This window comes from Mycobacterium sp. 3519A (assembly GCF_900240945.1).
In the GTDB taxonomy this organism is placed as follows: Bacteria; Actinomycetota; Actinomycetes; order Mycobacteriales; family Mycobacteriaceae; genus Mycobacterium.
This window is the reverse complement of sequence record NZ_OESG01000013.1, coordinates 2,423,553-2,444,508: the sequence shown is the minus strand read 5'-3', so window position 1 is coordinate 2,444,508 and position 20,956 is coordinate 2,423,553. Positions and strand designations below refer to the sequence as shown.

The following is a 20,956-nucleotide window of genomic DNA, read 5'->3' as shown; positions in this document are numbered from 1 at the left end:
CGTCTACTCGATTTTCTCGGGCGTCATTTCCCGCCCACTCGCGTGGCTGGCGAACAGCATCGCGGCCAGTTCCTCCCGGTCAGCGGCGCCGGTCTTGCCCATCGCCCGGTAGATGTGTCCCTCCACGGTGCGCACCGAAAGCGTCAACCGCTCGGCGATCGCGCTCGAGGACAACCCGAGGCCGATCAACGCGGCGACCTCGCGTTCGCGCTCACTCAACGGCAACGACGTGACCGCCCTGCGAAGCACTGGCGTACTGGCGTCACCGCACTGGTGCGCCAGTTCATTGGCGCGCGCCGAACACGTCAACGCCGACCCCCTGCGGCCCGCTTCGCGATGAGCCAGGGATGCGTACGCCGCGGCATCCATCGCCGCGATCAGATCGCCGATCTCTTCGAAGTCCTGTGACACCGCGAGTAGTTCGGCAGCGTCGCTGCCAGACAACGCGTGCGCGAAGCGAGCAGCCAGTCCGGCGCGCGGGCCTTCCACGATGTTCGCCAAGTCAACGAGGCGCGCCTCCCCAGAGCAATCCCCGAATTGTGCCGCAATCTGCAGGCACATCACTTCGGCGGCGAACTGCCCGTTGCGCCTTGCTGTTTCGGCACCCCGTAACGCCTCGCTGACGGCAGTGCTGACAGCCTCCTGCGCAGCAGCCACCCATGCACGCGCCAGCGCGTACTCGTAGTCCAGGTACCGCCAGGCCGGATGTCGTCGCTCCTCGAGCGCGGCCATCGCCCGCGATGCCTCCGAAGCAATCCCACGCATCGCGATCGTCATCGTCCGCGAGATCTGGCATCGATAACCCCAGCCGTTGGCCATGCCAGGGTACGTCTCGACCAGCCGATCGTGCAGGAGGGAATGCGCCTCACGCAGCAAGCCCGCGCCAAGTGCGGCACGCCCCGCTACAGCGCCGATGACCGCGATGTACGGCTGCGTGACGGCGAGAGCTTCATTCGCCCTTCCCCGAAGCAGATCCGCCACCTTCTGGGCTTCGGCGATCCGACCCGCCAGCACCAAAGCGGTGACGTGAGCGTCGGTGATGATGACGAACGACCGCATCGGAATGGGATATCCGGCGACTGCGGTCGCCACCGCCTCGGTCGTGCGACCCGCTTCACCGCGGGCGACAGTGACCGCCCACGCCGTCACCCGCGCCGCGACCGTGTCGGGCAGGCGGCCGAAATCCCAGTCGTACGTCGGCGCGTTTACCGCGGTCATCGCTCCCATCGCGGCCGCGTACACGCATCGAAAGGCCTCGATGTAACCCTGTGCGCCAGGCGGCACGGTATGCGCCGCGTCGTCGACGAGCCGTCGTGCCCCTTCGGGATCCTTGAGAGCGAAAAGTCGGTTGAACCCCTGCAGGAACGCGCGTCTGGCCTGGTCGGCGCCAGCCACCTCGCTGTGTGGGATGTTCTCGAGGACCTCTTCGGCGTCTTCCCCGTGGCCGAGCCACGACAGCGCGTATGCCCGAATGAAATGGGCTTCGGCGCCACCTCCCGCTGCGACAGCGGCGCGCGCCAGCCGATCGCCCCAAGATGCCGCACTCGTCAGTTGGCTCGACGAGTCCACACCGACAAGCCAAAGGGCACCACGCGCCGCTTTGATCAGAAGATCCGCGTCAGGGCGTAAATCGGACTCCAGGCTCAAGGAAGCGCGGCGAACCAGTACCTGGATGTCGTCGCGATCGTCGCACGCGGCGAGTTCGGTGGCGACCAGGCCGCGCAGCCGACGCAGCCGGGTGGCGGCCGCCCGTTTTCTGCGGACCTCACTGTAGAGGGGGTGCGCGATCCGGACCTCGATCCGGCCGTCGAAGTCGTTCAGCGTGATGAGGCCGCGAGTATCCGCATCCTCGATGGCTGCGGCGTCGGTGATCCTGGTCAGGGCGCCGAGTTCGAGCGGTTCGCCGACGGCGAGCGCGTCGACGACGTCACTTACCGCTGCCGGCAGTCGACCCATCCGGGAATCGATCAGTTCGACAAGGCCGGGCGGTAGCACCGCGTCACCGAACCATTGCCACTCGCCGTCCCGCAAAGCCAGTCGGCCGTCTTCGATCTCGCGTTCGACGATGTTGCGCAGATAAAGCGCATTGCCACGGGTGAGCCGCCACAGCCGTAGCGCGGCTTCCGCGTGGAGGGGCCCAGCCAGCGTTGCCGCCAGAAGCGCCGACGTCTCGTCGATGGACAGCGGCTGCAGGTCGAGCCGGTCAAACTGCGCGACACGCCAAATGTCTTGTATCGCATCGGGAATCGGCTCGCCGTCACGCACCGTGAGGACCACCTTGGCAGCCCTTCGCTGCACTATCTGATGAACGACGAACGCGGACAGGTTGTCGACGAGATGCGCGTCGTCCACCCCGACGATCACGGGCGTATGCGGCGGCGCGGCAGTCAGTGATTCGATTGCACCCCGGACGAGCTCCAGACTGTCAGACGATGACGAATCAGCCCATGCGGCCAACACGCCCAGCGGCAGCGCCTTGGCCGCAGACGTGCCGACGGCCCAGCGGATTTCGCAGCCCTCGGCAGCCGCTGCCTGCAGGGCGTCCCTCGCGATTCGGCTTTTTCCCACCCCCGCCGCACCGTGCACGACTATCCCGGCGACAGCGGGATCGGCGATCGCGGCTGCGATCGTCTGCATCTCCTCGGTGCGGCCCGTCAAGGGCCACGCAAATCGCACCGATTTAGCCTAGAAGGCGTTACCGGGTTGCCCACAACGTATATACAACTTTCATGGACCACAGTGCGATGGAGCAACTGGTCTCCCGGCACATCCGCGCCGAGGGCGCGGGTGACGTCGACACCGCGATCTCCGTGTATACGGACGACGTCGAGCATGACGTCGTCGGATTCCCAGGCAGCCCGCACCACGGGAAGGACGGCGCCAGAGCCTTTTACGACGAGTTGACGGCCAACTTCCGAGCAGAGGCAGAGGAAGTACTGCACCGCTATTTCGCCGACGACACGATGATCCTCGAACAAAAAATGACGGGCGCGGTAATTGGTTCGATGCTGGGGATGCCTGGGCATGGTCGGCGGATCAGCTTCCGCATCCTGCACATCTTCGAATTCCGCGACGGGTTGATCAGCCGGGAGAACGTCTGGCTGGACACCGCGGCGGTGGTCAACCAACTCAGCTAGCCGCAAGGGCCTTCCTTGCGTACGCCCGGACGTCGGCGTCGGCGTCGTCGAGTGCGACCTGCAGCGCGTCGCGGGCCGCAGAGTCGGCGCCCGCCCACGTACTCAGGGTGAGGACGGCCGCCTTCCGCACATCGAGGTGCTGGTCGGCGAGCAGGCCCGCCAGCGTCGGCACGGCGACGGCAGGATCCGCTCCGGCCAGCGCCCTGGCCGCGCCCTCCCGCACCTGCCATGCCGGCTCGGTGATCGCGCGCCGCACCTCGGGCAGATCGTCCTCGCCGCAACCCACGGCGCCGAGCGCCGACAGCGCCGCCGAACGCACCAGCGGGTCACGGTCGCCGACCAACTGGCGCACTGCGTCGGCGCCTGCGCGCAGAGTGGCAAGCCCGTTGGCAGCCGCGATCCTGACCTCGCGATTGTCGTCACCCGCCGCGGCGGCCACCCCGACGGCGTCGTCCACAGAGACCAGCGCCCGCACGGCTTCGATGCGCACCCGATGGTCGGTATCGGCCAGCCCGCGCCGGTACTGCTCCCGCTCGCCGGCCCTGCGGGCGCTGAGCAAGTACACCGCGACAGCACGAACCACCGGATCAGAGGAATCCAATTGTCCCGCAACCACTTCCGGCGACGGCAACACCTCGACCAGCTCGCGCACACTGTCCGCGGTGATGCGGCGCACCTCCGCGTCGCCGTCACCGAGTGCGGTGAACAGTGCGCCGGCGTAGCCGTCCGGCAGATTCTCGACCAGCGTTGCGACCGCGGTCCGGCGCACACCGGGATCGGAGTCAGCCAGATAGCCGTCCAGGTCGGCGACCGAAGGTGACTCCAGCGCAAGCACTTCCACGATCCGCGGCGACGGCGGCTGGCTGGGACCGGCGGCGTGCACGCGTGACGTGGTGGTGGCGGGCGCCTTTCCGGCGGCGATCCCAGGTTGGTCGACGTGCTGCACCGGATCGTCGGACGGTAGGTGTTCGAGGCCGGGCACCGGCACGAAATACGGGGCGACGGGCCGCTTCAGGAATTCCATCGAGCCATCGGCGCTCTTGCGGAGGTTCAGGTGGTAACGCCACTGCTCGTCGTCGCGATCCGGGATGTCGGCACGGTCGTGGTAGAGCCCCCACCGTGATTCGGTTCTGGTCAGCGACGAGCGGGCGGCCATCTCCGCACAGTCGCGGATGAACGACACCTCGACAGCGCGCATCAGTTCGTGCGGTGTGGTGGCACCCATCTCCGCGATCTCATCGTGCATCCGCTCGAAGGTCTGCACGGCGATCGACAACTTGGTCGCCGTCTTGGGCGGTGCCACGTAGTCGTTGACGAATCGGCGGAGTTTGTATTCCACCTGCGGTTGCGGTGGGCCGTCAGGCTGACGCAGCGGGCGGTAGACCAGTTCGTGCGCCTCCTTGAGCTGATCTTCCGGAAGTTCCCTTGGCGCCTGCACGCTTGCCAGCGTCGATGCGGCGTGTTCTCCAGCCAGGTCGCCGTAGACGAACGCGCCGATCATGTAGTTGTGCGGGACGCACGCCAGGTCGCCCGCCGCGTACAGGCCGGGCACGGTGGTGCGGGCGTGTTCGTCGACCCACACCCCCGAGGCGGAATGGCCGCTACACAAACCGATCTCGGAGATGTGCATCTCGACGTCGTGGGTGCGGTAATTGTGCCCGCGGTTCGCGTGGAACGTGCCTCTGGTGGGCCGTTCCGTGGTGTGCAGGATGTTCTCCAACGCCGTCAGCGTCTCGTCCGGCAGGTGCGACACCTTCAAATAGATTGGGCCGCGTGCCGATTCGATCTCCCGTTTCACTTCGGACATCATCTGACCCGACCAGTAGTCCGAGTCGACGAACCGCTCGCCGAGCGCGTTGACCTGGTAACCGCCGAACGGGTTCGCCACGTACGCGCAGGCGGGCCCGTTGTAGTCCTTGATCAGCGGGTTGACCTGGAAGCATTCGATGCCGGACAGTTCGGCGCCTGCGTGATAGGCCATCGAGTAGCCGTCACCGGCGTTGGTGGGGTTCTCGTACGTGCCGTACAGATAGCCCGACGCGGGCAGGCCGAGGCGTCCACAGGCGCCGGTCGCGAGAATGACCGCCTTGGCGGCGACGGCGACGAATTCGCCGGTGCGGGAGTTGAGTGCGGCGGCACCGACGGCCCTGCGCTGCTTTGTCCCGTCGCTCCGCTCGCCCAGGTCGTCGGTCAGCACCCGAACCGGCATCAGCCGGTTCTCGATCGTGATCTTCTCGCGCATCGACCGTTGCCGGAGCACGCGGTACAACGCCTTCTTGACATCTTTGCCTTCGGGCATAGGCAACACGTAGGAGCCGGAGCGGTGCACTCGGCGCACCGCATACTCGCCGTGTTCGTCCTTCTCGAACTTGACGCCGTAGCGCTCCAGGCGCTGCACCATGGCGAAGCCGCGTGTCGCGGTCTGATAGATGGTGCGCTGGTTGACAATTCCGTCGTTCGCCCTGGTGATCTCGGCGACGTAGTCCTCCGGCCGGGCCTTGCCGGGGATGACGGCGTTGTTCACGCCGTCCATGCCCATCGCCAGCGCCCCCGAGTGGCGCACATGCGCCTTCTCCAGCAGCAGGACTCGGGCGCCGTGCTCGGCGGCGGTCAATGCCGCCATGGTGCCCGCTGTGCCGCCGCCGATCACCAGCACATCGCAATCGAGCCGAGCCGTGTCGGCCAGTTCAGGTATCTGCATCATGAGTGATCAAGGGCCGTGATGATTTCCGCCCGGAGCGCTTGCCGACCGACCTGGTCGGTGCGCGGTTCCGGTACGTCGATGACGGCGCGCACCGGTTGGCCGACGCGGCCAAGCACGGCGACCCGGTCGCCGAGGATGAGCGCCTCGTCGACGTCGTGGGTGACGAAGACGATGGTCGTCGGGTGTGCGCGCCAGGTGTCGATGAGCAGCCGCTGCATGGCGGCCCGGGTCTGGGTGTCCAGCGCGGCGAACGGTTCGTCCATCATCACCGCCCTCGGGGCACCGGCAAGCCCACGTGCCAGCTGTACGCGTTGGCGCATACCGCCCGACAGGCTCTTGGGCAGATAGTCTCCGAAACCGGTCAGTCCGACTTCCTCGATCCAACGCTGCGCCTGCTTGCGCCGCTCAGCGCGTGGCTCGCCGCGCAGTTGCAGCGCGAGTTCGATGTTGGAACGCACCGTGCGCCAAGGCAACAGCGCGCTGTCCTGGAACACCATGCCACGGTCGCGCGAGGTGGTGGTGACCTCTTGCCCGTCGGCCAGCACCCGGCCGGCGTCCGGACGCAGCAGGCCGGCGAGCGCTCGCAGCACCGTCGACTTGCCGCATCCCGACGGTCCGGTCAGCACCAGGATCTCGCCCGGTTGCACCGTCAGGCTGAGCCCGTCGACGACCGGCGCTCCGGTGTAGGACAGCCGGACGTCGTCGAGTTCCAGCCGCAGGCCCTGGGCCACAGCCGTCGTCATCGAGCATTCTCCTCAGCGCGGGGCAACCAGCGGGTGGCACGCCTGCCGATCAGTTCAACGGCGGCGGCCGTTCCGAAGCCGAGCACGCCGATGGTGATGATGCCGACGAACACGTCGGGATAGTTGAGCACCGTGTAGGCCTGCCAGGTCCGGTAGCCGACACCGAGGCGCCCCGAGATCATCTCGGCCGACACCACGCAGATCCAGGCCACCCCCATGCCGACCGACAGACCGCCGAACAGGCCGGGCAGGATGCCGGGTAACACCACGCGGCGCAGCACATCCCACGAGTTGCCGCCGAAGGTGCGGACCGAGTCCTCCCATATGGTCGGCAGCGCGCGCACGGCGTGGCGGGTGCTGACCATGATCGGGAAGTAGGCGGCCAGGAACGTGATGAACACGATTCCGGCCTCATCGGTCGGAAACAGCAGGATCGCGACGGGAACCATTGCGATCGCCGGGATGGGCCTGGCCAATTCGGTCAGCGGACCGAAGACGTCGGCGAACGCCGCCGACCGACCCAACAGGATTCCGGTGACCACACCGATCACCGCGGCGAGCCCGAAGCCGGTCAGAATGCGGATCAGCGACTGCCCGAGATCAAGCCAATACTCTTGTGTACCAAGGCGATTGAGGAACGCCATTGCGATCTCGGTGACCGTCGGCAGCGTGTCGAACCGCAGCCACACCCGAATGTGATTGGCGGTGAGCAGTTGCCAGAGCCCGATGGCGGCGATGACTGAAGCCAGCCGGATCAAACGGCGGCGCCATTGGGACGCATGCCTCGGGCGTCGCACCACCGGACGCGCGACCGATGTTTCGAGTACGCCCGGCACAGCATCAGTGGTGGTCATACCGCCCCCACCAACGCCTGCTCGTAATCCACCACGGCAGTGCCGGGATGCGCCGCGACGTAGCGCTGCGCGCCTGCAGGCGTGCCGAACGGCAGATAGTTCTGGCCGTCACGCACCCAGGCCGCCTTGTCGGCGAACCAGCGCGTGCCCAGTTCGGTGTCGGGTACGTAGGCCGCGCGGACCTTCGACCCCTTCGCGGTCGCGTCCCGGACGGCCTTCAACAGGCAGGTCGGATTCGACGCGGCCTGTGTGGTCGTCGCCCCGTCCAGCCACAGTTCACTGGCTTTGGCCGGATCGTTGACCGGGGCGTGGCAGACCGGGTCGGTGCCGCCGAGCACCGACGGGTTCGCGGCGTCGGCGACGGCCTTGCCGTAGTCCTGGTTGCGCTCGGCGAAGGCTGCCTTCAGCGGCGCATCCTGCACGAACCCCGCAACGTCGAGGTCGGCAAAATCGCCGATCGACTTCAGGTACGGCACAGCACCTTTGAGCGCCTCGATGAGCGACGGTTTGAGCGTGGTGTCGAACGACGTACCGCCGGGCCCGTTGTACAGATAGACGACTTCCTGCGGCAGTCCGCTGCCGTCGGCGACGATCTTCGCCGCTTCCAACGGTTTGGTGTTGAGGAAGTCGGTGGCGTCCAGTTGGGCCTGCAGGAAGGCGTCGAGCACCTCCGGATGTTCAGCCGCATAGGCCCGTCGCACCACGACCCCGTGCAGGGTGGGATAGTTCAGCTCGGCGCCGTCGTACAACAGCTTGGCCTTGCCTTGGAACACCAACAGTCCCGGCCACGCGACGAACTGCGAAAGAGCCTGCACCTGACCGGATTCCAGTGCCGACGCACCGACTTGCGGTTGCTGGTTGAGCACCTCGACCCCGGTCTTCGGATCGACTCCGGCCTTGGCCAGCGCCTGCACGAGCATGCCGTGCCCCGCCGACCCGACACTGGCGGAGACTTTCTGGCCCTTCAAGTCGGTGAGTTTCTGAGCGGGCGAATTGGGGGCCACCACAACCATGTTCAGCGCGCCCTTGGGGTTGTACCCGGTCACCGAGACCATCTCGGTGCGGGCGCGGTCGTTGGCCTGGGTCTTGGAACCGTTGATCAACATCGGGTAGTCCCCCATCGAACCGATGTCGATCTTCTCGGCGACCATCTGCGCGGTGATCGGCGCACCGGTGTCGTAGTCCTGCCACGTCACGTTGTACTTGGTGCCGGTGCGGGTGGTGATGTCGTTGAGCCTGCGCTCGAGGTATCCCTGCGCGCGCAACAGCGTGCCTGCGGTGACGGTGTTGATGGTCTTCGACTGGTAGCCGATCACGACGTTGACCACGTTGCCGGATGACTGACTCGCCGAGTCCAGCGAGCATCCGGTGGCCGCGACGGTGAGGCCGGCGGCCAGGGCGACGAGCCGGAGATGAAGCTTCTTCATGTGTGGGGTCCTCAGCGGATCAAGTAGGGCATGTTGACGGTGACGGCGCCGGTGGGACAGCGGGCGGCGCAGGGCCCGCAGTACCAACACTCGTCGACATGCATGTACGCCTTACCGTTGTCCGGGCTGATCGCCAGCGAGTCGAGTGGACAGATGTCGACGCACAACGTGCAGCCCTCGATACACAGGGACTCGTCGATGGTCACGGGTACGTCGGCGCGTTGGTTCACCAGAGTCATGGTTCGCTCCTGATCAGGTTGCCGCGCATGGTGATTCGGTCACCGCGCATCCGGATGTACTCGAGGTCGACGGGTCTGCCGTCATCGAGGCTGGTGAGCCGCTCCAGCATCAGCAGCGGGGCACCGTCGGGGACCTGCAACGTCGCCGCGGAATGCGGATCGGCCGAAACCGCCTCCAGTGCAAGCGTTGCCGAGCCGAGCCGTTGCCCACTGACCTGCTCGATGAGCGCGAACACGTCGTTGGTCTCCAGCGGGTGCTCGAGCACCTCGGCAGCGATATCGGGCGCCAGGTAGGTCAGGTCGAGGCTCAACGGCAGATCGCCGAGATAGCGAAGCCGCTCGATGAAGACCACTTGCGCACCGGGCTCCAGGCGCAGTCGGCGGGCGACCGCGGGCGGCGCGGCCAGATGCAGCACCGCGCGCACCTCGTTGCGCACTTCGCCGTAGTCCTTGAAGGTTTCCTTCAAACCGACGAGGGCGTCGAGGCCGTGGTCGTACTTGCGGACCGCGACGTGCGTGCCGACCTTACGGCCGCGGTCGATCAGGCCTTCGTTCTTGAGCACCCCGAGGGCCTCGCGAATCGTGTTCCTGGACACGAAGAACTCGGCGGCCAACTCGGCTTCGGCGGGCAGCCCGTCGTCGTAGGTGCCGCCGTGAATCTGTTGCCGCAGCACATCGGCGACCTGACGCGCACGATCCGCGCGGGGCCGCTTGATCGGCGTCGGCTCAGCTGACACGTCAAGCACGCTAAGAGGGCGGGCGGGGCCGGCGCAGCACGCCCATCGCGACGTCGGCGCGGATGCACTGATTGCGCCACCGCCGACTGGCGATCACCAGGCAAAAGAACGGCCCGCGGCGCTATTGCGCCAGTCGTTTCCCGCAGCCGAGTTTCAATCGCGCTGAGCGGAACCCCGTCGCGCCGAGACTGTAGTTACCGTGCGGTCCACTCGCACGTTCCCGCGATAAGTGCAGCCTCGCGGGGAACTCAAGACACAGCAGTTACTGCATGCACCGCGACAGCACGCGACCGAACTGCAGGAGGCGTTGCATCTGGGCCAGGCCGCCGTCGTCGACGGACTTGTAGTAGCGAAACGACTCGCAGTAGATGTCGGTTTCGGTGGCCGACTTCTGCCGCGACCGGGTGACCAGTTGGGTGTACATCCGCAACCGCACCTCCGACAGTCTGCGGGTGTCGTCGCCGAGCACCTCGTACTCCGCCGTCAATACGTGGTCGGTGATCGTCGACAGCAGAATCGTCCGCACCGACGCATTGAGCACTCGGCGTTCCCGGTCGTCGGTGCCGGCCAATTCATCGTCGGCGCGCCACATGATCAGCCGCACGCCGTCGGTGAGCACGACCTCCTGCCACACGGCTTCACCCCACGACTCCTCGCTGGAGCCGCGCGACATGATGAACGACTTGATCGCCGAAAGGTCGATGACCGAGCGGATCTGGTCCAACGCCAGTTCGGGATCACGCAGGTATACGCGGGCCGCCTCTTCGAGACTGGAATACGGTGCCCAATCCTGCGGTACGCCCATCAGCTGCCCACTGAATCTCCGCCGGTACCCCGTATCGCTGCCGCCGCCGCCCGAATCTGCGGCGTCACCAGCATCACCTGGCCGAGCACGCCGTTGACGAAACCCGGTGAGTCGTCGGTCGACAACTGTTTGGCCAGTTCGACCGCCTCGTCGACGGCGACCGGTTCGGGCACGTCGTCGGCGTGCAGCAACTCCCACACCGCCACCCGCAGGATGGCCCGGTCGACGGCGGGGAGCCTGTCCAGGGTCCAGCCCTGCAGATGCGCCGAGATGAGATCGTCGACGTGCGCAGCGTTCTCGGTGACGCCGCGTGCCACCGTGACCGTGTACGGGTTCAGTGGTGATACGTCGGATTCCTTCTTCGCCAAGGCATTTCGCGCCTCGGCCACCTCCGCCGGGGTCAGCCCCCGCGCCTCGGCCTCGAACAGCAGGTCGACGGCGCGCTTGCGGGCCTGATGGCGGCCACGGTCGGCGGGCCGACCAGTTCGGCCACGGTCGGCGGGCCGACCAGTTCGGCCGGAGTCGCCTTTGCGGTCAGGCATTCACCCGGCTCCCAATGCCGTCAGGCATTAACGCGACCGAGGTAGCTGCCGTCGCGGGAATCGATCTTCAGCTTGTCGCCGGTGTTGATGAACAGCGGCACCTGGATCTCGGCACCGGTCTCGACGGTCGCGGGCTTGGTGCCCGCGCTGGACCGGTCGCCCTGCAGACCCGGTTCGGTGTGCGTGACCTCCAGCTCCACGGTCACCGGCAGTTCGAGGTAGAGCGGTGCGCCGTCGTGGAACGCGATCTGCACCGGCATGCTCTCCAGCAGGTACTTGGCGGCGTCGCCGACCAGCGACTCGGGCAGGTGGTGCTGCTCGTAATCCTGAGAGTCCATGAACACGAAGTCGGACCCGTCGCGGTACAGATAGGTGTGGTCACGCCGGTCGACGGTGGCGGTCTCCACCTTCACGCCGGCGTTGTAGGTCTTGTCGACCACCTTGCCGGACAGCACGTTCTTCAGCTTGGTCCGGACGAATGCCGGGCCCTTGCCGGGTTTGACGTGCTGAAACTCGACAATCTGCCACAGTTGGCCGTCGATCTGCAGGACCAGGCCGTTCTTGAAGTCAGCGGTCGTTGCCACTTTCGGTTGTCTCCTCTTAAAGGATCGCCAGTTCTTTGGGGAACCGGGTGAGTAAGTCGGGGGCCTTATGGGGGTCGCTGCCCACGACCAGCGTGTCCTCGATGCGGACGCCGCCGTGGTCGGGCAGATAGACACCTGGTTCCACGGTGACCGCAGAGCCAGCAAGCAGTGTACCGGCGGCCGACGCGCTGATCCCCGGCGCTTCGTGGATCTGTAGTCCGACGCCGTGGCCGAGGCCGTGGTTGAAGTTGTCGGCGTACCCGGCGTCGGCGATCACCTGCCGCGAAGCGCTGTCCACATCTTTGAGCGTGGCGCCCGGGACCAACGCGTCACGGCCCGCCTGCTGCGCCGTGGCGACCAGTTCATAGAGGTCGCGCTGCCACTGCGCGGCGGGCGCCAGCACAAAGGTTCGGGTCATGTCGGAGTGGTAACCGCAGACCAGTGCGCCGAAGTCGATCTTGACGAAGTCCCCGGCGGCCAGCACCGCATCCGTCGGTCGGTGGTGCGGAATCGCCGAATTGGCGCCCGCGGCCACGATGGTCTCGAACGACACCCCGTCCGCGCCGTGGTCGAGCATCAGCGATTCGAGTTCGCGGCCCACCTCTTTCTCTGTCCGGCCAGCGCACAGCCCGCCACGGTCGACCAAGTCGGTCAGCGCGGCGTCGGCCGCTTCACAGGCCAGCCGCAGCAGGGCGATCTCACCGGCGTCCTTGACCTCGCGCAGCGCCTCGACGGTGCCCGCCGCCCGAACCAACTCGACGTGGTCGCCCGCCGCCTTGCGCAGCATCGCGAACCCGTCGACCGTCACCACATGGCTTTCGAAGCCCACCCGCCGCGCGCCGTCCTCGGCCGCGCGCGCGGCCAGATGCGGCCCGCAGGCCCGTTCGATCACGATCTCCGCGTCGGGCGCCTGCTGCGCGGCCTGCGTGCGGTAGCGGCCATCGGTGGCAAGCACCGGCGTTTCGCTGTCGACTCGGATCAGCAGCGCGGCGTTCGACCCGGTGAAGCCGGACAGGTAACGGACGTTGACCAGGTCTGACACCAGCATCGCATCGAGTTCGGCGTCCGCAAGCCGTTGCCGCAGACGGTCCCGGCGCTGTGAAATAGTCACAGTTAGAGAACCTACTCGCTAAGGTGTGGCCCCATGAGCTCCGAGATCGGGGCGAGGAGGAGTTGAGGCATGAGCAAGTGGTTACTGCGCGGACTGGTGTTCGCGGCCCTGATGGTGATCGTGCGATTGCTGCAGGGGGCGATGATCAACGCGTGGGAGACCAAGGCGGGATTGATCAGCGTCGTGCTGGTCGTGCTGTTCGCCATCGCCGTGTTCATCTGGGGCATCTCCGACGGCCGGGCCGACGCCCGGGCCAATCCCGACCCCGACCGCCGCGGCGATCTGGCGATGACCTGGCTGCTGGCCGGTCTGTTCGCCGGTGTGGTGAGCGGTGCGGTGGCGTGGTTCATCTCGCTGTTCTACAAGAGCCTCTACGTCGAAGGGCTGCTCAACGAAGTCACCACGTTCGCGGCGTTCACGGCGTTGGTGGTGTTCCTGTTCGCGATCGCCGGCGTCGCGCTCGGACGCTGGATGGTGGACCGCAAGGCCCCCGAACCGTCGCGCCACCACGGCACCTCGGTCACCGATGAGGACCGCGCCGACACCGACGTCTTCGCGGCGGTGCGCCATGACGGCGGCGCCGACGAGACTACCGAGGTGCGTCGCGAGGAACAGCCCTAGTCGAGGCTGGCCAGATACCGCAGGGCCAGTACATAGCCCTGCACCCCGAGGCCGACGATGACGCCGGTGGCCACCGCGCTGAGATACGAATGGCGCCGGAACTCCTCGCGGGTATGCACATTGGAGATGTGCACCTCGATCAGCGGCGCGGTCAGTTCCGCGCAGGCATCGCGTAACGCCACCGACGTGTGCGTCAGCGCCCCCGCGTTCAGCACCACCGGATCGCCCGCATCGGCTGCGGCGTGCACCCAGGTCAGCAGGTCGGCTTCACTATCGCTCTGCCGCACAACGGCTTTCATGCCCAAGGCCTCGGCTTCACGCTCGATCAGCGCCACCAACTCGTCGTGCGTGGTGCTGCCGTAGACCTCAGGCTCTCTGCGGCCGAGCCGGCCCAGATTGGGCCCGTTGAGCACCAGCACGGTCTGAAACTTCATGACGCCACCTCCGCATACGCGGCCGCCACCAACGACGGATCTGGTCCCTCGAGGCGTCCCGGTTTGGCGAGGCCGTCGAGGACCACGAACCGCAGCACGCCCGCCCGCGTCTTCTTGTCGCCCGCCATGTATTCGAGCAATTGCGGCAGCGCATCGGCGTCGTAGCTGACGGGCAGGCCCAGGGAGGCGAGGATCGACCGGTGCCGATTGGCGGTGTCGTCGTCGAGACGCCCTGCCAGCCTGCCCAATTCGGCGGCGAACACCAGGCCGACCGAGACCGCGGCGCCGTGCCGCCACTGATAGCGCTCTCGCCGCTCGATCGCGTGGGCGAGCGTGTGGCCGTAATTGAGGATCTCGCGCAGCTGCGATTCCTTTTCGTCGGCCGCGACGACCTCGGCCTTGACGGCGACCGCGCGCCGGATCAGTTCCGGCAGCACCGTGCCGGACGGGTCGAGCGCGGCCTGCGGGTCGGCTTCGATCAGGTCGAGGATCACCGGATCGGCGATGAAACCGGCCTTCACGATCTCCGCCATCCCCGCGACGATCTCGTTGCGCGGCAACGTCTCCAATGTGGCCAGGTCGACGAGCACCGCGGCGGGCTGGTGGAATGCGCCGACCAGGTTCTTGCCCGCGTCGGTGTTGATGCCGGTCTTACCGCCGACCGCCGCGTCGACCATGCCCAGCAGCGTGGTCGGCACGTGCACGATGTCCACTCCGCGCAGCCAGGTGGCTGCGGCGAAGCCGGCGACGTCGGTGGCCGCTCCCCCGCCGAGGCTGACGAGCGCGTCCTTGCGGCCGATCCCGATGCGGCCCAACACTTCCCAGATGAACCCGACCACCGGCAATTCCTTGCCGCCTTCGGCGTCGGGGATCTCGATGCGGTGAGCGTCGATACCGCTGTCGGACAGCGTCTTTCGAATCGCCTCCGCGGTCTGCGCCAACACCGGCTGGTGCAGCACGGCCACCTTGTGCCTGCCCGCGAGAACTCGCTCGAGCTCACCGAGTAGGCCGGTCCCGATGATGACGGGATACGGCGGTTCGACGTGGACGTCGACGGTCACCGGCTCAGTCACGGTGTCCCTTCATGTTTCGGGCGGCGACGGCCGCGGGCGTTGGCGGGGTGTCATTGCTTGGTTCGGCAGTCAGCGACGACGGCCCACGCCGCCACGGCGGCCTGCGGCGACGACGACGCTGTTGGCGTGGCGCGTCGGGATTCTCGAGGCGCTCGACGATGTGGCGCACCACCGCACCCGGATTGCGGCGATTGGTGTTGACCCGCATGGTGGCGACCCGCCGGTACAGCGGAACCCGTTCTGTCATCAGGGCTTTGAATTTCTCGCTGCGATCGGGACCTGCGAGCAGCGGCCGCACGGTGCTGCCACCGGTGCGGCGCACCCCCTCCGCGGCGCTGATCTCCAGATAGATCACGGTGTGTCCGGCCAGGGCTTCACGCACACCGGCGGTGGTGACCGCGCCGCCGCCTAACGACAGCACGCCGTCGTGGGTCTGCAGCGCCGACCGGATGACCTCTTCTTCGATGCGCCGGAACTCTTTCTCCCCGTCGGTGGCGAAGATGTCGGCAATGGTGCGGCCGGTGGTCTCCTCGATCGCGGCATCTGTGTCCAGCAGTGGCAGGTCCAGCGCCTTGGCCAGCCGACGCCCGATCGTGGACTTGCCCGAACCGGGCAGTCCGACCAGCACGGCCTTGGGCGCCATCAGCTCGACGCCTGTGCCGGTTCGGTAGCCGGCTCCCTTTCCGCCACCGCACGCAGGTAGGTCTCGATGTTGGCCCGGGTCTCGGTCAGCGAGTCACCGCCGAACTTCTCCAGCGCGGCGCGCGCCAGCACCAACGCGACCATGGTCTCGACGACCACACCGGCGGCGGGCACCGCGCAGACGTCGGAGCGCTGATGAATCGCGACGGCTTCCTCGCCGGTGGTCATGTCGACGGTGGCCAGCGCCCGCGGCACCGTGGAGATCGGCTTCATCGCGGCGCGCACCCGCAGCGGTTGGCCGTTGGTCATGCCGCCCTCCAGGCCGCCGGCCCGGTTCGTCGACCGCATCACGCCGTCAGGTCCCGGGTAGATCTCGTCGTGCGCGACGCTGCCGCGCCTGCGAGCGGTTTCGAAGCCGTCGCCGATTTCGACGCCCTTGATCGCCTGGATGCCCATCACGGCGCCGGCCAACTGGCTGTCCAGCCGGTTGTCGCCGCTGGTGAACGACCCGAGACCGACGGGCAGCCCGTGGGCGACCACCTCGACCACGCCGCCGAGCGTGTCGCCGTCCTTCTTGGCCGCCTCGATCTCGGCGATCATCAGCTTCTCGGCCTCTTCGTCGAACGCCCGGACCGGGCTCGCGTCGATGGCGGCCAGGTCCGACGCCACCGGCGGCGGCCCGTCGTACGGCTTGGATGCGCCGATCGAGATGACGTGCGACACCACCTCGACACCGAGCGCTTCCTTCAGGAACGCGCGGGCGATGGTTCCTGCGGCCACCCTGGCAGCGGTTTCGCGGGCGCTGGCGCGTTCGAGCACGGGGCGGGCGTCGTCGAAGCCGTACTTCAGCATGCCCGCGTAGTCGGCGTGGCCCGGTCGCGGCCTGGTCAGCGGCGCGTTGCGCGCGACGTCGAGTTCGCTCGGGTCGACCGGGTCGGCGGCCATCACGGTTTCCCACTTGGGCCACTCGGTGTTGCCGATCTCGATCGCCACCGGACCGCCGAGGGTGACCCCGTGGCGCACGCCCGCAAGCATGGTGACCTGGTCTTGTTCGAACTTCATCCGGGCGCCGCGGCCGTAGCCGAGGCGGCGGCGGGCCAGCTGACCCGCTATGTCGTCGCTCGTGACGTGGACGCCGGCGACCATGCCCTCGACCACGGCGACCAACGCGCGACCATGGGATTCACCAGCTGTAGTCCATCGCAACACGCGACCCATTTTCGCACGTCGGGCCGCGAGCCCCGAATCAGCCGATCGCCAGGCCCTCCAGGACCCGGCCGATCTCGACGACCGCGTCGCGATGGGCGGACCTCTGGTCGTCGGCACGGGCGACGATCATCGCGGTTTCGCAGAGCGCCCCATATAAGAAGTGGGCCAGTGGGCCTGGCTTGCGCGGCGCGATCCGGCCTGCTTCGGCGGCGCGCGAGATGCCCAGCTCCATCATGTCCAGCAGCGGCGACTCCAGTTGGCGGATCTGCTCCCAGCCGATCGCGGCGGAGGCGTCGAGCAGCATGATGCGTTGCAGCCCTGGGTCCAGGCATTCGTCGAGGAAGGCCCGGCATGCGGCCGCGAACGCGTCCCACGGATCCTTCTTGCGTCCGTAGGCGGCCGCGAGCGGTGTCGCGACGCGCTCAACCTCGCGGCTGAAGACGGCCTCGAACAGTTGCCGCTTGCCTGCGAAGTGGTGGTAGACCGCACCCTTGGTCACACCGGCCCTGGCCGCCACGGCGTCGAGAGAGGTGGCGTCGAACCCGTCACGCGCGAACAGTGCGCGGGCCGCGTCGACGAGCGCGGTGGTGGTCGCCTCGGTGCGCTCGGCCTGAGTTCGTCTCGCCACCTTCGTCGCCACGGCCTGACCATAGCCGGTGCTCATGTGCCTTCCGGTTGCAACACGATCAGCGGCAGCGTGCGACGGGTGAAGCGGGTGTAGTACTCGGCCTGCGGGTACATGTCGACGAACGCCCGCCAGAGCCGGTCGCGCTCGGCGCCCGACAACAGCCGCGGCCGCACCCGCATGCGTCTGCTGCCGACCACGACTTCGCCGGACCCGGCCTGCCTCAGGTTGAGCCACCAGGCGGGAGTCCGGTCCGCGCCTGCGTTCGCGGCGAGGACGACGAGCGCGTCGCCCTCGCGCAGGTACAGCACCGGTGTCGCGCGCTTCTGCCCACTTCGTCTGCCGACGGTTTCGAGCACTAGCACCGGTGCGCCCGCGAACCAGCGTGGCAGCACCCGCCCACCGGTGATCCGGTAGAGCCGGGCATGCCACCGACCCAGCGCGCGCTGCCCCCGCGGCCAGCGACGCACCACCCGATTCGATTGGCGCGCAAGCCTTTCCTGTCTCACAGCACCTGGTAGACCCGGTAGTCGATGTGATTGGGCGACAAGATGTTGTACCCGACCGCGACCAGTTCTGACAGCCACGCGTAACGCTGGTCGCTGGTTTCGAATGTCGGCGTGGTGCGGACGTAGGTGTCGGCGAACGGCAGCACTTCGCCTGCGGCCAGCCGTTGTACACCGTCGGCCGGGATCTTGATGATGCCGCGCGCTTCGTAGTGGATCAGCGCGCCGTCGTGCGTGCGCAGGGTGGCCCGGACGTCGACGCGTCCCGTGCCGTCCGTGCCGACGGTCAACCAGTCGCCGCCGCCGGGCAACAGCTCACCGCGCAGCTTGGGCCCTTCGATCACGCCACCGTTCGTGATGAACGTCATCCGCGCGCCGACGGGCGTCGGAATCAGTTGCGCGGGTTGCAGATCGACATGCATGTCGAACAAGTGCGTCACGGACAGGGCGGTGACGAGCGGCAGCTGGTCGACCGGTGTCGCGGTGGTCATGCGGTCACCGCGGCCTGCAGCTGCATCGCGTCGACGAACGTGTCCTTGCGCACCACCAGCCCGTCGGGTGAGACGTTGACGACGTCGAGGCAATCGAAGCGGATGTCGCCGGAGATCAGCGCCCAGTCGAGGATCCAGTGGTCGTCGCCGTACAGCACGCGATATGTCTCCCAGGTGAATTCGGGGAACTGCTCGAAGATCTCCGCGAAGGCCGCACGCACAGCGTCGCGGCCTCGGACGGGTCCGGCGCCCAGGTGCGTCCAGAACTGGGTGTCCTCGGTGTGCAGGGCGACGATCGCGTCGGGATCGCGCGCTGCCCACGCGGCGAAGTAGCGCTGCGAGACGGCTGTCAGATCTTGGCTTGTCATTTGCATACTTCGAGTATGTAGTAACCTACCCCAAGTATGCAAGTGCTTCTTCTGCCCATTCGATGGCAGAGTGCAGACCATGCGGATCCTGGTCACCGGAAGTTCCGGCCACCTCGGCGAGGGTCTCGTGCGCGCCCTGCGTGAGCGCAACCGCGACGTGGTCGGCCTGGACATCAGGCCATCGGAGTGGACAAGCGCCCTCGGGTCGATCACGGACACCGGCCTCGTCCGCGAGGTGATGGCCGGAGTCGACGTGGTGGTGCACACCGCGACACTGCACAAACCGCAGTTGGCGTTTCTCCCCCGCCAGGCCTTTGTCGACACCAATGTCTCAGGCACGCTGACGCTGCTTGACGCGGCGGTCGATGCGGGCGTGCAGGCTTTTGTGATGTCCTCGTCGACAACGGTTTTCGGCGACGCACTGGTTCCACGCGCCGGCGAGCCCGCAGCATGGATTGACGAGTCGGTCGTGGCCGTGCCCAAGAACATCTACGGCGTCACCAAAGCGGCTGCAGAAGATCTGTGCCAGTTGGCATTTCGTAACCAAGGACTGCCGTGTGTGGTATTGCGCGTCGCGCGCTTCTTTCCAGAGCCCGACGATGCGCCACACGCACACGAGGGGCGCGGTGACGACAACGTCAAAGCCGACGAGTACGCCTCACGCCGGGTCGCCCTCGAAGACGCGGTCGATGCGCATCTCCTCGCGGCCGACAGGGCGCCGCAACTCGGGTTCGGGCACTTTGTCATCTCGGCGACCACACCGTTCGAGCGAGAAGATCTGCCGCAGTTGAGAACTGATGCGCCCCCGGTGTTCAACCGCCGCGCGCCGATGGCCGCCGCAGCCTGGGCCCAGCGCGGGTGGCGCTTCCCGTCCCAGCTTGACCGCGTCTACGTCAACGCCAAGGCGCGAGCGGAACTGGGCTGGCGACCGCGCTTCGACATCGAGACGATAGCGCAGATGTCAGTTGCCGACGGCACCGTCCACACGCCGCTGTCGCGCACGGTCGGCTCGAAGGAGTACGTCGGCAGTACGTATCACCGCGGCACCTTCCGGCCGTGAGTTGCGACCCGCCCTGAGCCGAGCGCCGCGAAGCCGTCGGCGATGCCTGCGGCGAGTTCCAAAAACGCCTGCCGGGTCTGCCTGCTCAGCTTGTCCAGGTCGACCTCGGACCCCTCGGCCAGATGATCGTCGAAGGGCACGACGTGCAGCGATCGCACACTGGGTAAGAAGTGACGGGACAACTTGTCCATGTCCAGACCCAGTGCACCTTGCCGTGATGCGCTGAACACCACCGTGGCGCCGGGTACCAGGTGTGCGAACCCCTGCCGCTCGAGCCAATCCATGGTCGCCAGCGCGCTGCGCGCCGAATCGATGGCGGGCGACGCGACAATGACGACCATGTCGGATTCGGCCAGCACCCCCTCCATGGCGGAGTGCACCAGCCCGGTGCCGCAGTCGGTCAGGATGATGTTGTAGAACCGCTGCAGCACGCGGAGGACGCCGCGATAGTCGGCTGCGGAGAACGCTTCTGAGGTGGCCGGGTCGCGTTCGGAGGCCAGGATCTCCAACCGGCTCGAGTTCTGCGAGGTGTGCCGCCGCATATCGGAATACCGAATGATGTTGTCGTCGAACAACACATCGCGCACCGTGGAATCGGTCTCGTCAGGCCCGCGCTGGGCCAGCGTGCCGAAGTCGGGGTTGGCGTCCATCGCGATGACACGGTCTCCGCGGATCGCGGCAAGCGTGGCCCCGAGGCCGACGGTGGTCGTGGTCTTGCCGACACCACCCTTCTGCGACAACACCGCGATGGTGAACGGTCCCCCACGAAGCGGCTGGTTGACCCGGTCGACGATCGCCCGGTGGGTCGTCTCCTCGGCGGATTCGCCAGGGTTCAACCCCGTTGCGCGATGGATTGCCTTGCGCCATCCCTTCTTCGGTGCAGGTCGGGTGCGCACCAGCCCCAACTCGCTGTTGGTCGGCGCCAGCGCGCGGGGCCGGTTGGCGGCGGCACTGGTGAACGGAGTCTCCTCGGGCGGATGCAGCGACTGCACCCGCAGGGGTGCGGTGTCGGGCTCGTTAAACGGTTGCGTCATCGTCAATCCG

Annotated in this window: 22 protein-coding genes and 1 pseudogene; 3 read left to right on the top strand and 20 right to left on the bottom strand. The window is 67.3% G+C overall.

The window, feature by feature from the left end:
- Positions 1-3: 3 nt before the first annotated feature.
- Positions 4-2,676, bottom strand: a complete 2,673-nt coding sequence (locus tag C1A30_RS19585) for a helix-turn-helix transcriptional regulator (RefSeq protein WP_101949798.1) — start codon at positions 2,674-2,676, stop codon at positions 4-6.
- Between the two features lie 53 nt (positions 2,677-2,729).
- Between C1A30_RS19585 and C1A30_RS19580 the strand changes: the two genes are divergently transcribed.
- Positions 2,730-3,137 (top strand): nuclear transport factor 2 family protein, encoded by a 408-nt coding sequence (locus C1A30_RS19580; RefSeq protein ID WP_235009998.1) that lies wholly within the window; start codon positions 2,730-2,732, stop codon positions 3,135-3,137.
- Here the strand turns inward: C1A30_RS19580 and C1A30_RS19575 are convergent.
- The 10 genes from C1A30_RS19575 to C1A30_RS19530 form a co-directional block, all read right to left on the bottom strand.
- Positions 3,130-5,841 (bottom strand): fumarate reductase/succinate dehydrogenase flavoprotein subunit, encoded by a 2,712-nt coding sequence (locus C1A30_RS19575; RefSeq protein ID WP_200828310.1) that lies wholly within the window; start codon positions 5,839-5,841, stop codon positions 3,130-3,132. The genes C1A30_RS19580 and C1A30_RS19575 overlap by 8 nt on opposite strands.
- Positions 5,838-6,584 carry an ABC transporter ATP-binding protein gene (locus tag C1A30_RS19570; protein WP_101949797.1) on the bottom strand — a complete coding sequence of 249 codons (747 nt, stop codon included), beginning with the start codon at positions 6,582-6,584 and terminating at the stop codon, positions 5,838-5,840. Before C1A30_RS19570 ends, C1A30_RS19575 begins: the two co-directional genes overlap by 4 nt.
- A complete protein-coding gene (locus tag C1A30_RS19565; protein ID WP_101949796.1) occupies positions 6,581-7,438 on the bottom strand; it encodes an ABC transporter permease in 858 nt (285 codons plus the stop codon). Before C1A30_RS19565 ends, C1A30_RS19570 begins: the two co-directional genes overlap by 4 nt.
- Positions 7,435-8,865, bottom strand: a complete 1,431-nt coding sequence (locus tag C1A30_RS19560; RefSeq protein WP_101949795.1) for an ABC transporter substrate-binding protein — start codon at positions 8,863-8,865, stop codon at positions 7,435-7,437. The genes C1A30_RS19565 and C1A30_RS19560 overlap by 4 nt, the downstream gene beginning before the upstream one ends.
- A gap of 11 nt (positions 8,866-8,876) precedes the next feature.
- Positions 8,877-9,104, bottom strand: coding sequence for a ferredoxin family protein (locus C1A30_RS19555; protein ID WP_101949794.1), 228 nt, complete (start codon positions 9,102-9,104; stop codon positions 8,877-8,879).
- Positions 9,101-9,850 carry a GntR family transcriptional regulator gene (locus C1A30_RS19550; protein WP_369974139.1) on the bottom strand — a complete coding sequence of 250 codons (750 nt, stop codon included), beginning with the start codon at positions 9,848-9,850 and terminating at the stop codon, positions 9,101-9,103. Before C1A30_RS19550 ends, C1A30_RS19555 begins: the two co-directional genes overlap by 4 nt.
- A gap of 253 nt (positions 9,851-10,103) precedes the next feature.
- Positions 10,104-10,646 carry a hypothetical protein gene (locus C1A30_RS19545; RefSeq protein WP_101949792.1) on the bottom strand — a complete coding sequence of 181 codons (543 nt, stop codon included), beginning with the start codon at positions 10,644-10,646 and terminating at the stop codon, positions 10,104-10,106.
- Complete coding sequence (nusB, locus tag C1A30_RS19540; protein ID WP_101949791.1) at positions 10,646-11,188, bottom strand: transcription antitermination factor NusB; 543 nt, start codon at positions 11,186-11,188, stop codon at positions 10,646-10,648. The genes C1A30_RS19545 and nusB overlap by 1 nt, the downstream gene beginning before the upstream one ends.
- Before the next feature lie 20 nt (positions 11,189-11,208).
- Positions 11,209-11,772: an elongation factor P gene (gene efp, locus C1A30_RS19535; protein WP_101949790.1), complete on the bottom strand. Its 564-nt coding sequence runs from the start codon at positions 11,770-11,772 to the stop codon at positions 11,209-11,211.
- Between the two features lie 16 nt (positions 11,773-11,788).
- Positions 11,789-12,883, bottom strand: a complete 1,095-nt coding sequence (locus C1A30_RS19530; RefSeq protein ID WP_101949789.1) for a Xaa-Pro peptidase family protein — start codon at positions 12,881-12,883, stop codon at positions 11,789-11,791.
- Positions 12,884-12,952: 69 nt separating this feature from the next.
- Here C1A30_RS19530 and C1A30_RS19525 point away from each other — a divergent pair, with 69 nt between their 5' ends.
- Entirely contained in the window at positions 12,953-13,504 is a 552-nt protein-coding gene (locus tag C1A30_RS19525) for a B-4DMT family transporter (protein ID WP_101949788.1), read from the top strand.
- On the opposite strand, the gene aroQ is transcribed toward C1A30_RS19525, so the two are convergent.
- From aroQ to C1A30_RS19485, 8 genes and pseudogenes are all read right to left on the bottom strand, one after another.
- Positions 13,501-13,938 carry a type II 3-dehydroquinate dehydratase gene (gene aroQ / locus C1A30_RS19520; protein WP_101949787.1) on the bottom strand — a complete coding sequence of 146 codons (438 nt, stop codon included), beginning with the start codon at positions 13,936-13,938 and terminating at the stop codon, positions 13,501-13,503. The two genes, C1A30_RS19525 and aroQ, sit on opposite strands and share 4 nt — an antisense overlap.
- On the bottom strand, positions 13,935-15,011 hold the full coding sequence (aroB, locus tag C1A30_RS19515; protein ID WP_101949786.1) for a 3-dehydroquinate synthase: 1,077 nt from the start codon (positions 15,009-15,011) through the stop codon (positions 13,935-13,937). Before aroB ends, aroQ begins: the two co-directional genes overlap by 4 nt.
- A 136-nt stretch (positions 15,012-15,147) precedes the next feature.
- A pseudogene (locus C1A30_RS19510) lies at positions 15,148-15,654 on the bottom strand (shikimate kinase); the annotation flags it as partial.
- Positions 15,654-16,862: a chorismate synthase gene (gene aroC, locus C1A30_RS19505; protein ID WP_101950327.1), complete on the bottom strand. Its 1,209-nt coding sequence runs from the start codon at positions 16,860-16,862 to the stop codon at positions 15,654-15,656. The pseudogene C1A30_RS19510 and the gene aroC, both read right to left, overlap by 1 nt.
- 37 nt (positions 16,863-16,899) lie before the next feature.
- Complete coding sequence (locus C1A30_RS19500) at positions 16,900-17,526, bottom strand: TetR/AcrR family transcriptional regulator (RefSeq protein ID WP_200828309.1); 627 nt, start codon at positions 17,524-17,526, stop codon at positions 16,900-16,902.
- Entirely contained in the window at positions 17,523-17,957 is a 435-nt protein-coding gene (locus C1A30_RS19495) for a nitroreductase/quinone reductase family protein (RefSeq protein WP_160112770.1), read from the bottom strand. Before C1A30_RS19495 ends, C1A30_RS19500 begins: the two co-directional genes overlap by 4 nt.
- Before the next feature lie 35 nt (positions 17,958-17,992).
- The gene (locus C1A30_RS19490; RefSeq protein WP_101949783.1) at positions 17,993-18,484 is read right to left on the bottom strand and encodes a DUF3237 domain-containing protein; all 492 of its coding nucleotides are present in this window, start codon (positions 18,482-18,484) and stop codon (positions 17,993-17,995) included.
- Complete coding sequence (locus tag C1A30_RS19485) at positions 18,481-18,852, bottom strand: nuclear transport factor 2 family protein (protein ID WP_101949782.1); 372 nt, start codon at positions 18,850-18,852, stop codon at positions 18,481-18,483. Before C1A30_RS19485 ends, C1A30_RS19490 begins: the two co-directional genes overlap by 4 nt.
- A gap of 70 nt (positions 18,853-18,922) precedes the next feature.
- On the opposite strand from C1A30_RS19485, the gene C1A30_RS19480 reads away from it, so the two are divergent.
- Positions 18,923-19,912: an NAD-dependent epimerase/dehydratase family protein gene (locus tag C1A30_RS19480; RefSeq protein WP_369974138.1), complete on the top strand. Its 990-nt coding sequence runs from the start codon at positions 18,923-18,925 to the stop codon at positions 19,910-19,912.
- Here C1A30_RS19480 and C1A30_RS19475 read toward each other — a convergent pair.
- A complete protein-coding gene (locus C1A30_RS19475) occupies positions 19,888-20,946 on the bottom strand; it encodes a MinD/ParA family protein (protein ID WP_101949781.1) in 1,059 nt (352 codons plus the stop codon). The genes C1A30_RS19480 and C1A30_RS19475 overlap by 25 nt on opposite strands.
- Positions 20,947-20,956 lie beyond the last annotated feature (10 nt).